General features: G+C 41.2%; 12 protein-coding genes and 1 pseudogene. 6 read left to right on the top strand and 7 right to left on the bottom strand.

The window, feature by feature from the left end:
* Window positions 1-171 precede the first annotated feature (171 nt).
* On the top strand, window positions 172-3,264 hold the full coding sequence (locus IM797_RS23805) for a DUF6493 family protein (RefSeq protein WP_194129714.1): 3,093 nt from the start codon (window positions 172-174) through the stop codon (window positions 3,262-3,264).
* A 7-nt stretch (window positions 3,265-3,271) separates the two neighbouring features.
* Window positions 3,272-4,597, top strand: coding sequence for an SWIM zinc finger family protein (locus IM797_RS23800; protein ID WP_194129713.1), 1,326 nt, complete (start codon window positions 3,272-3,274; stop codon window positions 4,595-4,597).
* A gap of 60 nt (window positions 4,598-4,657) precedes the next feature.
* Here the strand turns inward: IM797_RS23800 and IM797_RS23795 are convergent, their stop codons facing one another.
* The 3 genes from IM797_RS23795 to IM797_RS23785 form a co-directional block, all read right to left on the bottom strand.
* Entirely contained in the window at window positions 4,658-5,068 is a 411-nt protein-coding gene (locus IM797_RS23795) for a VOC family protein (protein WP_194129712.1), read from the bottom strand.
* A gap of 157 nt (window positions 5,069-5,225) precedes the next feature.
* Window positions 5,226-5,795: a dihydrofolate reductase family protein gene (locus tag IM797_RS23790; RefSeq protein WP_194129711.1), complete on the bottom strand. Its 570-nt coding sequence runs from the start codon at window positions 5,793-5,795 to the stop codon at window positions 5,226-5,228.
* 93 nt (window positions 5,796-5,888) lie between these two features.
* Window positions 5,889-7,040 (bottom strand): alpha/beta fold hydrolase, encoded by a 1,152-nt coding sequence (locus tag IM797_RS23785; protein WP_194129710.1) that lies wholly within the window; start codon window positions 7,038-7,040, stop codon window positions 5,889-5,891.
* A gap of 190 nt (window positions 7,041-7,230) precedes the next feature.
* Between IM797_RS23785 and IM797_RS23780 the strand changes: the two genes are divergently transcribed.
* Both IM797_RS23780 and IM797_RS23775 read left to right on the top strand, forming a co-directional pair.
* Window positions 7,231-7,482 (top strand): hypothetical protein, encoded by a 252-nt coding sequence (locus IM797_RS23780; protein WP_194129709.1) that lies wholly within the window; start codon window positions 7,231-7,233, stop codon window positions 7,480-7,482.
* A 39-nt stretch (window positions 7,483-7,521) separates the two neighbouring features.
* The gene (locus IM797_RS23775; RefSeq protein ID WP_194129708.1) at window positions 7,522-8,700 is read left to right on the top strand and encodes a hypothetical protein; all 1,179 of its coding nucleotides are present in this window, start codon (window positions 7,522-7,524) and stop codon (window positions 8,698-8,700) included.
* 4 nt (window positions 8,701-8,704) lie between these two features.
* On the opposite strand, the gene IM797_RS23770 is transcribed toward IM797_RS23775, so the two are convergent.
* Window positions 8,705-9,193 (bottom strand): SRPBCC family protein, encoded by a 489-nt coding sequence (locus IM797_RS23770; protein WP_194129707.1) that lies wholly within the window; start codon window positions 9,191-9,193, stop codon window positions 8,705-8,707.
* Between the two features lie 111 nt (window positions 9,194-9,304).
* On the opposite strand from IM797_RS23770, the pseudogene IM797_RS23765 reads away from it, so the two are divergent.
* Window positions 9,305-9,478: pseudogene (locus IM797_RS23765) on the top strand (helix-turn-helix domain-containing protein); the annotation flags it as partial.
* Window positions 9,479-9,537: 59 nt separating this feature from the next.
* Here IM797_RS23765 and IM797_RS23760 read toward each other — a convergent pair.
* Both IM797_RS23760 and IM797_RS23755 read right to left on the bottom strand, forming a co-directional pair.
* A complete protein-coding gene (locus IM797_RS23760) occupies window positions 9,538-10,242 on the bottom strand; it encodes a LytTR family DNA-binding domain-containing protein (RefSeq protein ID WP_194129706.1) in 705 nt (234 codons plus the stop codon).
* Window positions 10,229-11,272, bottom strand: coding sequence for a sensor histidine kinase (locus IM797_RS23755; protein ID WP_194129705.1), 1,044 nt, complete (start codon window positions 11,270-11,272; stop codon window positions 10,229-10,231). The genes IM797_RS23760 and IM797_RS23755 overlap by 14 nt, the downstream gene beginning before the upstream one ends.
* Before the next feature lie 192 nt (window positions 11,273-11,464).
* Between IM797_RS23755 and IM797_RS23750 the strand changes: the two genes are divergently transcribed.
* Complete coding sequence (locus IM797_RS23750) at window positions 11,465-13,309, top strand: serine hydrolase (protein WP_194129704.1); 1,845 nt, start codon at window positions 11,465-11,467, stop codon at window positions 13,307-13,309.
* 152 nt (window positions 13,310-13,461) lie between these two features.
* On the opposite strand, the gene IM797_RS23745 is transcribed toward IM797_RS23750, so the two are convergent.
* The gene (locus tag IM797_RS23745; RefSeq protein ID WP_194129703.1) at window positions 13,462-14,187 is read right to left on the bottom strand and encodes an SDR family oxidoreductase; all 726 of its coding nucleotides are present in this window, start codon (window positions 14,185-14,187) and stop codon (window positions 13,462-13,464) included.
* Between the last annotated feature and the right edge of the window lie 13 nt (window positions 14,188-14,200).

Here is a 14,200-nt window from a genome sequence, read left to right as displayed (position 1 = left end):
TCCCCCCGGCTGAAGCCAATCGCGGACTGCCCGAAAAAGATTAAGATGTTGCCGCTGTTGCTTTTCGGGTTTCTTCTTTTAGTTCTTAAACATTAAATTGCAGCTAGAAACTGACAACGCTTTTAACCTTAGAAACTCTATTTCTTTTTTTAACTGGCGTGCGATAGGAATATGAGAAAACACCTTAAATACATTGACGGCAACTCAGATAAATTCTGGCAAATTGAAGTAAATGGATCAGACTATACAGTTACCTATGGTAAAAATGGTACAAGTGGAACTTCACAGACCAAAACCTTTACCGATAGCGATACGTGTTTAAAAATGGCTGAGAAGCTCTTTAATGAGAAAATCAAAAAAGGATACTCAGAAAGTGGCGAAGTGGTAACCGGCACGTCCGCCTCAAAAACTAAAAACCCAGCATCCAGCAATATCAATGAGGTGCTTGCGCGTTATGATGAATTGGTTAAATCTGGAAAAGTTACCGAACTCCTACCCTTTTTAAAAGCACATTCCAAAGGAAATCTTGAAGCGCTAAAAAAGCAAATCAGGAAAAACAAACGCTATTGGATGGAGTTCATTGACCTGAGTAAAGAGCCCGGAGCTAAGCCCGCAAAATATGCGCAATGGGGCGTCCGTGGAAATGTTTATCAAAAGGAAATCATTGTGCTTAGTGCTGTCGCCTTATTTAATAAAACGGATATCAATCCCTGGGATGAAGTATTCGAGCTGCTAGGCAGGGCCCATGAACCGGAAATTATGGAGGTGTTGCAATGGTCTTCACCCAGCTGGATCGGCGACTTTATACTGGAAAAATCAAAAAGAAATGACTGGATGCGCTTTGACTACCGTGTACTACGGTTACTGGAAGAGCAAGGTTTTATACACTGGATACCCGAGTTGTACGCATTGAGCATAGCAAGCTTTAACTCATGGACCTCAAAAAAGACAAACAGGGATTATATCGGCTACATTGTAAATGATCAGCTGGCCTACCAGCGTGACGTTCCTGAATTATTTAACTACCAGACCAATCTGCATCACCTGCCTTTCAGGGACAATGACCAGCAAGCCTATGATGCGTTTAATACCTGGGAGATTATTTACAGTACTTTGCTTGAGGAAGGTAAATTAGACCGTAAACAATTCACATCAGAATGCATCCTGATACAGACCAAAGACTGGAACAATAACCTGAAATCGTTCTTCAGAAAAAGATTAACGGGCCTGAACCTGGAACCTGATGAACTGATACCGCACCAGGAAAACATTTTTGCCTGTTTACATTACGCCTATGCTCCGGTAGTAACTTTTGCTATGGAGCTGATCAAGAAAATGTATGACCACAAAAAGTTCAATGCGGTTTCTTTTCTGGATTGGCTGGAGCCGGTTATGATGAGTAACGACAATAAAGCGGCCATTAAATCTGTACTTCCGGTTTTAGAAAAGCTGGTTAAGCTGTACCCAAAGCTGAATAAAAAAGTTTGCTTGCTGATTGCTGATGTTTATGTTGTTCCAGATCTGAATTTACAGGAAAGAGCCACTAAAGTACTGTTAAAAATCGCGTCAGTTAAAGACCGGGAGCTACAGGAAAAGCTAGCTGGCTACACGGCATTGATGCAAGGAAATATCCCTGTGAATTTGGCCAAACTGTTACCTGAAGGCGCAGCAACAGAATATGCCGACACCACAGAAGCTTATCATTTTGCACCAACACCGAAAAAAATGTTGCAGGAAGAAGTGGTACTTCCGAAAGACTGGAATGATATTCTTTATTTGTTTGGAACCTTCATCAACTCGGATGAAGTGTTGGATACGGAGCTGTTACTAAATGCTTATATCACCCAGCGGCACCTTTTCCCTGCCGATTATGCCACACAGCTGGCTACTTATAAAAAACAATTGGAGAAGTCGTATTTTGAGAGCATCCATAAAGCTTATACCAGTGTTTTTCTGCAACAAAAGATGCAGGACATGAACTACCAGTTCAAAATACAGGACAATACCTACCATAAAACCAGGACCTTATTGTTGATCAAGCCGATGCTACATGCGGCACAAGAGCAAATCAACAATGGCCTAAACCTGCCCATGCTTTCTTTGCCAACACACAAACCTTATTGGATTGCACCTAAAGTTTTAATGGAAAGGCTCATTGCACGGCAGCAAAACAACATCAAGATCAATTACCTGGATCTGAATATCGCCATTGGCAGGATGCCGCGTGAGCAAACAGAGGAAGCCATACCGCTATTGAAGCAACTAAGTGCTGAACTAAAGAACCTGATGGCCTATTGCCTTGGTACCACCCGGGAAATAACATTGAAGTCTGACTCTTTATTGGGCAAACTGGTTTCTAAAGTAACGGGAGATGCTGATCCCGACTATAAGAGCGCAAAGAGTATAGCCGCAAGGACTTATTACCCCCAGGAAACTTTTCCGCAGTTTGAAAACACCTACCTTAAAAACTATCCATTTGTAGTTCACCCATTCAAACCAGAGATAGAGATTAAGGAGCGCTGGAATGAATACGTGAATTACCAGACCAAGCAGAAGGAACGGACACCCTCATGGTATGAACTGAGTTTTCAAGTTTCCGGATACCAAAATGTACCCGATTATTGGTTGTACGGCCTGGATATCTACGGGCAGAAAAACACCTGGGAATATATGATGGGCAGTGAAGGAAATGTATATTACTGGCACAGCCTGATGCCGCAAAATGCCGACGCCCTGGCCTGTTTCCTCATCAACGCCTCCTGCTCAACCGCAGATAAAGGTGGAAACGAACAGAAGGGTTTTTTAAACCTGCTGAACAATGGTGGTTTCCCCTTTTCTGATTTGACGACGTTGATATTTGCCTGCACGTTTTTCCAAAGCAAAAAGGATATTCGTTTGATGGCGGCCGAAGTGCTCTTAAACCTGATAGAAAAACAAGCCATTGAGTTGAAATTACTGGCTGAAAAACTAGGTTATCTTGCCTTAAATAAATACGGTGCTTTTTTACGTTTGGTAGATAGCATAGGTACTTTAAAAGATGTGTCTGCATTGCACAACTCGGCCTACCTGCAACTGATGGAAGGTATTTTCAAACACCTTGCCGATGCTGACAAGTTACCGGTTAATTTTAAGAAAATGGTAGAGCATTACATTGATATGCTGTATAAAACCAATCAGAAGCCTTCGGAAACATCCATCGCCTTTTACGAGAAATGGAAAGACAATGCCTCACTAAAGGCCTTGATTAAACAAATCATTAAATAGATTAAACATGACGGATTTACAACTTCAATATCATGGCATTTCGACCTATACAAAGGCTAAAGGTGTCAGCAACCTGGTTTTAGCCCACCAAACGGAAATTGAAACGGTAAACAATATTCCCTGCTTCTTTTGGGGCAGCTTAACGGATCCTTATGTGACGGCCAAATGCTGGACTACAATTGCGAAGGTAGTCCGCTCAAGCTTCGGCCCTGTCCCACCGAGCCTGCGAGACCCGATTGTTTCTGCAGGATCGGAAAGAATCCGCTTTGAGGGCTTTTCTTCCTGCAATGGCGTTTACGTAAGGCTGGATATGAAGCCTGAGGCTATTGACGGGGAGTTTATCGCCAATGGCACAACCAATGTTGATTTTAATGATCCGATGCTCAATGCACTCAACAGCATCCAGAAGAATGAAAAGGTAACCTTGGCTGTAGGCCAGCAAGACATGCAGGTGATTACGGCAAAAACTAAAGTGACCGAGAAAAAAGTGACCTTACCGATGCGTTGGATTAAGGGGCTAACCAGTGTACAGCTTTACCTGGCAGATATGGAGCTGAAGTTTGAATTGAATAAAATCCAGGCGATACAACTTTTCCAGACTTTACCCAAAGGAAGTGTGAAGGGAGAGTTTTTCATGACCAAAAGAGCTGGGAAGTTTATGTTTTCGACCCTGTCAACTGCTGACGGGGTACGTATTGGTGGCATCCACAGGCTTCGCTTAATGGAAGGTATCCTGGCCATAGTGGAGAAGATTTTTATTTATGAATCTGCCGACCGGGAAACTTACGCCATCGTATGTGAATTTGGTAAAATGCAATTGCTGATGGCGTTTTCGCCAGATGCTTATCGTGGGTTTTCTGGTGAAGGGAAAGCGCTGGAAAACATGTCTGAAAATTTGCCGGTAGAATGGATTTACGGATTAAACAGTTTGTTGAAGTCTAACGAAACGTTTGATCCAACCCTGCTGTCTATTGAGCATGATATTGATTTTGGCACGATGGATCAGCTGACATCCAGCCTATCTTCTATCGGCCTGCTTGGTTATGACGTCATGGCCAGGGCTCATTTTTACAGGCAATTACCGTTTAAAACAGAAAGGATCCTGAGTTTAAACCCAAGGCTTAAGAATGCCAAAAAATTGGTTGAAAATTCGGACGTGACCATTGTACAGAAAAAGGAAGGATATGTAGAGGCGAATGTGAAAGGAACAGCTGTAGTACACAAAGTAGTGATTGATCAAAATGGCTACAGGTGCACTTGCGAATGGTTTACCGCATACCAGGGCAAAAGAGGAATTTGCAAGCATGTACTTGCGCTGAAGATGGTTCTTTAAAAGGATTGAGCTTAGATACCTTACAAATAGGTCTGTAGTATCTAAGCTCAGGCAATTGGGTTATGCTTCAGTACTAAATTTCTTGATGGCTTCTGGCGTTGATGGTGTGAACAGGTTTACCAAATTACCATCAGGGTCGCGGAATAAGAGCGATTTATTTCCCCAAGGCATGGTTGTGGGTTTTTGAACGATATAGGGTTGCAGGAAATCTGCGAGTCTTTCGTACTCGTGATCTACATCATCAACCCTGAATTCGATGATGGCGCTTCGGTTAGCCGCGGCCTGGGCAACAGTTTCTCCACCGAAAAACTGTAGTGTCCGGGTACTACCAATAGCTAAAGTTGCGGTTTCTGTTTTCAATTCGGCAAAATCAGGTGTATACTGCACAATAGTGCCACCGGTAATCTGCTCATAAAATTGGATTAAGCTGTCGATATTGGCAGTAATCAGGCGAATGGATGCTAAATTCATTTCGTTAGGATTTAAATTATGATCCAAACATAGATCCGGGCTATGACAACGTTATGTCAGTGGGAAATTAAATCTATTAAAACTGCCTAAAGTAGAGATTATCCGACTTTAGTGATTTAATTTCTCCAATCCTAATTCACAAGGTCAAAAGCCGGATTTATTTATCCAATAGGTAATCCAATGCAGTTACGCCTGAAGTAAATTGATGGGTAGTCAATAGTTTCAGTTTGATCTTGTCTTTGATGTTTACAAACAACGGAATACCCTGTCCCAGAACAATCGGATTAACAAATAACCAGTAGCCGTCGATTAAGCCCAGTTGAATCAGTGAATGTGTTGCTGTCGGACTACCAAAAAGCAGGATATCTTTACCACCATGCTGTTTTAATTCATTGATACTGCCTGAAAGGTTGTCACTAATAATCTGTGTATTGGCCAAACCCGCTCCTTCCATTGTTTTTGACAATACAATTTTGTGCGCCTGCCTGTACCACTTTGAATGCTCAATATCGTGCCTGGATGCGTTTGGTTCATCTCCTGCGGTAGGCCAGTAATTTTCCATCATCTCATAAGTTACCCGCCCGTATAATGCAGTATCGCTTTCGGCGATCCGCTTACCCACATGTTCAAAAATTTCTTCATCAACTTTAATCCAGTTCATCTCTCCGTTCGGCCCTGCCACAAAACCGTCAAGCGATATGTGCATAAATGAAATTATTTTTCTCATGGTATAGCTTTATTTGGGAATAAATCTCGTGAATAAATGTGACTTCATTGGGGTGTAAATGCGGCGATCATCATGGGGAGAAGCGACATGCTTCTATAACTTCTGCAGGTTTTTAATCTTTTCTGCATATTTTTCTACTGAGGATTTGGTTTGTGCAAGCTCCAGGTACTTAATGGCATTTTTCACTTCACCTTTTTTAATGAAGACCTGTGCCATTAAACTGTAGGACTCATCATTATTTGGATATAAATTAATAATCCGGTTTATCAATATTTCAGCTTTATTTACCTCCCCTTTGGAGAGATAATAATCTGCAAACTGATAATAAGCAATAGCTGCGATTGAGATCTCGGTGCCGTAAGAATAAAGAATGTGTGCAGCTTGTTGATTCAGTGCCTGTAGTGGGTCTGTTTTATGATTCAGTAAAACATCCATTGCCAGGCTATCTGAAAAATGCCAATCGTGAAATATAAATGTCAATCCTGATGGAATGCTAACTAAGGGCGTTGTTGCGTGATTAAATCCTTTCAAATAGTCAAAATGCCAATTTATGGAATTCGTTTTATTCGTTCTGAATATACTGTCGGCTGCCAATGCACCGATTTTGAACATACTTTCCTGATAGTCTTCATCTCCGGTGGAGAAATAATACTTTTGTTTAGCGTAACTACCATTGGTATTTATGGCGAGATAATTAGCTAGCTTTGTCAGCACCTTTCTTTTAAAATTCGGCTGACTTTTCGGGTAACTTAATGCTCCGCTAATGCTTATAATTGATCTGAATGTTTCCGGATAAGTCAACATTGCATTTGTAACAAATTGTCCACCCAAAGAATGTCCGATCAGTGTGTAATGGCCGTTCAATGCATAGTGCTCATGCAAATAATGGATCAGCTCATCTTTGATAAAAGTCAGAAACATAGCGGCCGTTTTTTCATTTCCTTCGAAGCTTAATTCCTTACTTCGGTCTTTTTGAACGATCCCTATGAAAATAGCTTCCGGAATATCGTTAGTCCAGGTTAGCCTGTCAATAGTTGATGAAGTATAATTGTAAAGGGTTTTATCCTGAGCATCTAACAATATAATTAGCGGATATTGTTTATTTACCTTGCCATAATTCCTGGGTAATTGTATGTAAAAGGAACGGTCCATCTGCTCTGTGACAGAATGGATATTTACCATCAATTGATCAGTTAATTTAATTTGTTGGGCATATGCTGCTCCAAACATACCTGTTGAACTCACAGTGAGAAAGATATATAACCAGAATTTCTTTATATTTTGCATCCGGCAAGGATACATCGTTTTAGCATGCACCTGTTAAAAATGTGACGAAAACGCCATCAAATGTGATGAAAAGCTTTATCCTGGAATTGTTTGCAAAATCCAATTAAACTCCCAATATTTGATCATCTATAAACGCTAACTAATTTTTATGGCAGTTAAAACACCACAGGACATGAGCAATGAAGAATTGCTCAAATATGAAAATATTTATAAAACGAGTGTCATACTCACCACGGTCAGTTGCACCCTCATCCTGGCCATAGGTATTTACCTGTTAATTGCTAAAGGTGGTAAGATTAACGTCTTCTTATTCCTCCCTATTGTATTTGCTGGTACAGGAATCACAACCTACAGCTCTCTGAAAGGGGTTAGAAAAGAGAAAACACTCAGAAATATTTAGCGATTTTTTCATTTCTTTGCAGAAAAAATCGTTCTCTATATGAAAACTTTTTCGCTGGCCAGGGGATGGCAGATCTTTATTGTAGTTACCTGTGCTGTACTTGCTTTGGGCGCATTGGTGGGATTGGTAATTTGTACCAAAGCCGCCATCAGCAATCCCGCTGATACCGGCAACTGGACATTCATTGCTTGTATATTTCTTGGACTCTTCTTACTGGTTTATGCCATAGTAGAAGCATTAAAAGGAAAATTAGTAGTGCATAAAGATAAGTTTGAATTCATCAGCGCTTTTGGAACCCGGGAACTGCTGTTTATCCATGTAAAAGGATTTAAGACGGATGACAAATACCTGCGCATCCATCCCTTAGCTGATAAAGGAAAAAACATAAACATCAGTACTTATTTTGGAAACATCGCTGAACTGGAAACCTGGATGTCCACACATTTCCAGGATATTGACATTGCAGAAAAAGCGGAAGAACAGGAGCGCTTGCTTGTCAATGTAGATTATGGGCAAACCACAGCAGAACGGGAGCTGGCGCTGGTTGCTGCAAAAAGAACGGCGAGAATAATCAATATCATTGGCGTTGTGCTTGCAGTTTCTCTTTTTATTGCTGGTGATTACCTCCACTATACCTGGATTGCAACGGCTATATTTACAGTAGTTTCTGTCTTGGTATTGCGCTATTATAAAGGCCTGATCCGTTTGGACGAAAATAAAAACAGCCCGTATCCATCCATTTTCTTTGGTTTCTTTGGCAGTATCACGGGGTTGCTTTTAAAATCCCTGTTGACGTTTCACATCCTGGACCATTCCAATGTATGGGCTCCTGTAGGTTTACTTGCTACTGCCCTGTTGGTATTGCTGGTGCTGAAAAACAAAGAGTTTGAACAATTCAATAAGCAAACCATATTTATGATTGTATTTTGCGCTGTAATCAGTTTTGCCTATGGTTATGGTGTTGTAACTGGTTTCAACTGCGTATATGACTCAACCCCACCCTCAAAATATACTTCAGATGTGTTGGAAAAGAGAATAAGCGGAAGAAAGTCAACCGCTTATTACCTGACCCTAAGTCCATGGGGACCGGTTAAAGAAAGCGACGAAGTAGATGTTTCAGGAGACACCTATGCTGAGACTAAAATCGGAGATCATGTAAACATTTATCTTTTTAAAGGGAAAATGGAAATTCCCTGGTATGTAGTAGAAAATCAGTAAGATTTTAGCCAATTTTATCAATACCAGATTGAACTTGCTTTAACCAATGTTCAGCATGTTCTTTTATGACTTCGTTTCTTTTCACTAATAAATTTGTCATATACTTTTTGAGAAACAACACATCTGCCAGATGGCCTAGAATTCCAATTGGCGAAACATAATTAAATAAGTCAACCATCAGCGTGCCTTCGCCTTTCTCCTCAAATAGGTGTTCGTGTTTAAACGACTTAAAAGCTCCGGAAACCATTTCGTCAACAAAATAATCAGGACGTTCCATTCCTGTAATTTTGGAGGTAAGGCGCTGTACAATTCCAAAGTGTTTAGCTTCCCATGTTACGGACTCATTCAATTCAATCAATCCTGAGGTTTTACCTGCAATTGCCCGCTCGTTTGTGTGTGCTGTTGAGATCTGATGAAGATCAATGCTTCTGGCTAAGTCAAAGACAATGGCGCGATCAGCATTAATGAAAGTTTCTAAACGGATAAGTGGCATTTACAAATAAAGGAAATATTTAAAGTAGATGCTGATTTATGAACTCAATATCGGCTAAATAAAAGCGCGATTCGGTTAAATATTTCAAATCAGCACGCAAGACCTTTGTAATACCTGCACGAAAAGCTTATCGGACTGGCCAAGGAAAAGCTATCTACAACTGATCTTTCGGTTAGCGAGATCTCCTATGAGCTGGGCTTTGAGCATTTACAGTCCTTTAGCAGGTTGTTTAAAATAAAGACCAATCTTTCTCCAAAGGAATTCAGGGAGTCTTTCCATTCATAAAGCTGTTCTTAAAAAGCCGCTTAGTGTTCAGAAGTGTTTTTTCACCTGTTTTTGAGTACTTAATCATTTAAGTGTAATGCTTTGGCAAAACTTTCTTTAAAGCTATTCCCTAAAGGAATTTCATGCCGATCGATCATGATCCGATTTCCTGCTATGTGATTGATCATGGTCTTATTGATTATAAAAGAACGATGAACACGTAAAAACCTGGCCGGTGGCAACTGTGCTTCCAAAGCCGTTAAAGCAAGTTTCGGTTTCAACACCTGATCGCTGAAGACAATGTGCGTATAATTACCTTTAGCTTCAGCAAATAACACGTCTGCCGTTTTGAGGTTATAAATTTTGTTTTCTGATTTGACCAGAATATATTCCTTGTCTTCGTGATTCATTTCCTGTGGCACCTGGGTCAAGTATTGCATTGCCCGGTCAACTGCTTGTATAAACCTTTCCAACGAAAATGGTTTTACCAGATAATCACAGGCTGCAAGATCGAATGCTGTAGTGGCATATTTACGGTATGCAGTGGTAAAAATAACCTGTGGAGGGTTTTTAAGTGTTTTCAAAAAACTGATGCCGTCCAATACGGGCATATTGATGTCAAGGAATATGACATCAACCAACTGATTACTGATGATTTCCCTGGCCTGAAAAGTGTCGGCACAAAGGGCAATAACTTCCAGGTTGTTCATGTAGCTACAATAATCAGCCAGCAACGCTCTGGCTATGGGTTCATCGTCTATAATAAGGCACCTAATGGTTTGCATTTCTAGGAATTTTTAGATTGACTGTGAAAAAGTTTTCTTTTCGACCATATATCAGCTGGTACCGTTTACCGTAAAGCAGATCCAGTCTTTTAATGGTAGTTGAGATTCCCAGGCCAGAACTGACTTTTTCTCCGGATAACGGTTCATCAGCAGTACTATTGGAGATTTCAAAAGTTATTAGTTCTTCTGCCACCGCCAATTTAATGGAAATGTACAGCTGATCAGTTCTTGCTATCCTGGCATATTTGAATGCGTTTTCTACAAAAACAATCAATACCATGGGTGTGATACTGGTATCCATTAACTTGTCGGGTCCAGGGAAATCGATAGCTAATGCAAGCTGATCGTTCATCCTGATCTTTTCAAGTGCCGCAAAGTTGAGAATATAAGCCAGCTCCTCTTCGAGCTGGACAGATGGCTCATCAGCACTGTATAAGGAGTAACTAAGCAGTCCGGAGAACTTGAGCAGCAGGTCTGGTACTTTGGTATGTTCCTTCCTGGACAAACCATATAGGTTGTTCAAGGTATTGAACAAAAAATGTGGACTAAGCTTACTTGTGAGTAGGTTCAGTTCCATTTTAGCCTGCAGTTGAAGGATGGAAATTTCTTTGATCTGCTGGCGGATAACAATCCGGGTGGCTGTAACCAGGCTGCCTGAGATCAGGGATACGACGATAAGCAAGGGCGCTGTGACCACAAGGGCCGACAGATCGCTTCCATCTCTCAGGCCAAAGAGATAAGCCATTGCAACGACAGCGATGGCGGAGAGGACAGTAACAGAAAGGCAAAAAAGTAGCGTGGTTGAAATCCATCTGTTCTTGATCAGGAACTGCTGGGTAAGCCATCTACCAGTATATATGGATGCGATAAGCAGCAAATAGGCTACTGTGGCACGCGGTGCAACCTCTTTATAAAAAGCACTTTGCAGGGTAATGACAACAGTGATTAAAAACAGGCCGAACAGCAACATCAAGTGCAGTCTGCCCCCTTGCTTAAACAGCTGTAAAAATGTTTGCCTGCTTATTTTCATGAATCAAATATCAGGTATTAAAGTTCAAGATCGACAAATAAGTGCCAACACTGGAAATGTGGGTACTGATGCAGAATATCTGGTGACCAAAGTTAATCATAGGATTTAATGTGTTCGCATATCAAATGACTTTGTCTGCATCCAGGATTTTGTGGTCCCTGTCTGGTCATACACATTTGAGAAAAAACAACTATGAGAGTTTATATAATCACGTTTATTTTCCTATCAATTACCTTAAGCTCATTAGCTCAGCAGGCTATCAAAATTGAAACGATCCTGGAATTGACCGATTCTATTCAACGTATAATCCGTAAACGAAATATACCGGGCCTGATGTTGACGATTGTTACCCGGGATCGTGTTTTGTTTGCGGGTGGACTGGGAGAGGCAGATTTGGAAAGTAAGCGCCCCGTACATGGACAAACGCTTTTCAGGATGGGATCTATTACTAAAACAATGGTGGCTATGGCTATAATGAAATTAGCAGACATGGGCAAACTGGATCTGAATGCGTGCCTGGCTAAAGTTGCACCTGAAGTTCCTTTTGCCAATCGCTGGGAAAGGACACATCCAGTAAAAATCATCAATCTACTGGAAAACACGACTGGATTTGACGACTTCAAATGGAATAAAATGTATACGCTTGACCGTGTTGCCTACAGTTCGCAGGAAATGATGCTACAACAAAAATCTTCGATGATTTGCCGTTGGCGGCCTTCGGAACGTTACACCTATAGTAATGTGAACTATGCTATCCTGGGTTATATTATCCGTAAAATCAGCGGACAGGAATACGATAGCTATTTGAAGGAAAAAATCCTGTTGCCGGTTGGAATGACACACTCAAATTTGGACGCCTGGAGCAGGCACAATGGGCTGGACACGAAGGAATATGCTGGTGGCTTTGGTAAATTGAGAGAAATTCCTGCTGTTACGCTTTTGCCGGCACCAGCAGGTGCCTTATGGTCCTGCGCAGATGACATGGCTAAGTATATCCAACTTTTTTTACACAATGGATTTCCTGTAATTTCCAGACAGCAAATGAATGCGCTTGAACTTCCTGTAAGTACGCTTGCCGCGAAGGCCGGATTAAAGAGTGGATATGCTTTGGGGAATGAGGATTTTGGGCATATGCGTGGGCATGATGGTACAATGGGTGCCTGCAAATCAAGCTTTAGGTATAACAGGAAATCAGGATATGGTTTTGCGATCGCATCGAACGGGAATGGATTGGGTAACATAGAAAATCTGATTAACAGTTTTTTAAGTAACAAATATGATTCACATACCATATCCGGGCCCATGGAGACGCAGCCTTTAGATCAATCAGCGATAAAACCTTTCCTTGGATATTATCAGGCTGAAGACCCCAGGTATGACTTGCTGGCTTTTGCAGATCGGTTGATGCTGCTTAAAGTGGAATTGGTGAATGACACTTTACAGTTTAACATTTTAGGTAAAACACATCAACTGTTACAACAGAAACCGATGGTATTTATACAGAAAGGTGCAAGCCAGGCCGAAATTGCCTTTGCAGTCAACGCGGAGGGTAAAAGGGTCATGATCATCAACAAGCACTACACTGAACAGACATCCGGAATATCTGCGTTAGGATGGCGGATTTTAATCTTGCTTTCTTTGCTGTTTGCGATTACAGCCGTGATAATGGGGCTATACATTTTGTTAGACGCCTGCTTCAAAAAAAGAAGGCAAGGTATTTTTCTGTTGTTCCTGCTGCCCATGCTTGATGTGGGTGCATTATGCCTGGGTACGTATTCCTTCATGATCGTTAAATCGGAAAGTTACCGGCTGTATGAACTGAGTAAGCCATCTTTGATCTCTATTTCGATTTACTTAGGTTTTACTTTATTTGGCGCCGGGGCATTATTAAATCTCTGGATGCTGTTTAATAAATGGAAAGCGATATCGACACGTTTTATGAAAATATTGCTGACGCTGATTGCAATCTCATTGGTGTTCATCGCTTGTGTTTTATTTGACAGTGGCTGGATTGGGCTTTTAACCTGGAAGTGTTAGTTGATAACCTACAAAAAGATCACGATGTCCATATCGTCATGAATTAATTTCAGAATCTACGTAGCTTGTGTTTAAATGCTAAGATGCTGAAATTAACTCAGATGACGACTGTGAAAGACGAAGATGTTGATTGGACACCCTCCTGGGCTCAACTACCAAGGCGTTTCGCCATAATCGCTAAAATACTTACCTGTTGGGCCATCAATACCGATCATTGCATTTGCTACAATAGGCGCTGCACCATCTTCTACAGACTTGGTACCTTGATTGTTGTTAAATTCTGTTTTGGTATATCCTGGGTTTACCATATTTACCTTAAACTTATCTTTCAATTCATAAGCTAAAGCAATGGTGTAACCATTCAAAGCACTTTTAGAAGGGCCATAAGCCGCAGTTTTAACGTCGTAATGTTTCCAGGCAGGATCACTATGTAAGGTCAGCGATCCCAGATCAGAAGTTACATTCACAATCCTTGGATTTGCCGAGGCGCGCATCAGGGGTACAAATATCCGTACTACACGGGCTACACCAAAAAAGTTCACTTCAAAAACGTTCTTGAAAGTTTGATCAGGCGTATTGCTGGCCGGCTGTGGGAAATCTCCCGGGATACCAGCATTGTTGATCAACACATCTAAATGACCAATGCGTTTAGACAGCTCATCATGGGCCTGCTGTACAGATTGCTCATTGACCACATCGATCAATAAAAACTCAACATCAGTTAAGCCTTCATTGTGCAATAGGGATACGGCTTGATCACCCCGCTCCTGGTCACGAGATCCTAAAAATATATGATAACCTGCATGGGCGAGTTGCCTTGCGGTTTCCAGGCCAATTCCTTTATTGGCACCGGTTATGAGTACGGTCTGTTTTTTCATAAAGCAAAACTAC

Source organism: Pedobacter sp. MC2016-24 (assembly GCF_015223055.1).
Lineage (GTDB): Bacteria > Bacteroidota > Bacteroidia > Sphingobacteriales > Sphingobacteriaceae > Pedobacter.
The sequence above is the reverse complement of the archived record's forward strand: the minus strand, read 5'-3'. Positions and strand labels throughout refer to the sequence as shown.

Excerpts from the sequence above, each read along its gene's own strand:
- IM797_RS23805 (WP_194129714.1), top strand. The coding sequence starts at position 172 with ATGAGAAAACACCTTAAATACATTGACGGCAACTCAGATAAATTCTGG.
- IM797_RS23800 (WP_194129713.1), top strand. The coding sequence starts at position 3,272 with ATGACGGATTTACAACTTCAATATCATGGCATTTCGACCTATACAAAG.
- IM797_RS23795 (WP_194129712.1), bottom strand. The coding sequence starts at position 5,068 with ATGAATTTAGCATCCATTCGCCTGATTACTGCCAATATCGACAGCTTA.
- IM797_RS23790 (WP_194129711.1), bottom strand. The coding sequence starts at position 5,795 with ATGAGAAAAATAATTTCATTTATGCACATATCGCTTGACGGTTTTGTG.
- IM797_RS23780 (WP_194129709.1), top strand. The coding sequence starts at position 7,231 with ATGGCAGTTAAAACACCACAGGACATGAGCAATGAAGAATTGCTCAAA.
- IM797_RS23775 (WP_194129708.1), top strand. The coding sequence starts at position 7,522 with ATGAAAACTTTTTCGCTGGCCAGGGGATGGCAGATCTTTATTGTAGTT.
- IM797_RS23770 (WP_194129707.1), bottom strand. The coding sequence starts at position 9,193 with ATGCCACTTATCCGTTTAGAAACTTTCATTAATGCTGATCGCGCCATT.
- IM797_RS23760 (WP_194129706.1), bottom strand. The coding sequence starts at position 10,242 with ATGCAAACCATTAGGTGCCTTATTATAGACGATGAACCCATAGCCAGA.
- IM797_RS23755 (WP_194129705.1), bottom strand. The coding sequence starts at position 11,272 with ATGAAAATAAGCAGGCAAACATTTTTACAGCTGTTTAAGCAAGGGGGC.
- IM797_RS23750 (WP_194129704.1), top strand. The coding sequence starts at position 11,465 with ATGAGAGTTTATATAATCACGTTTATTTTCCTATCAATTACCTTAAGC.
- IM797_RS23745 (WP_194129703.1), bottom strand. The coding sequence starts at position 14,187 with ATGAAAAAACAGACCGTACTCATAACCGGTGCCAATAAAGGAATTGGC.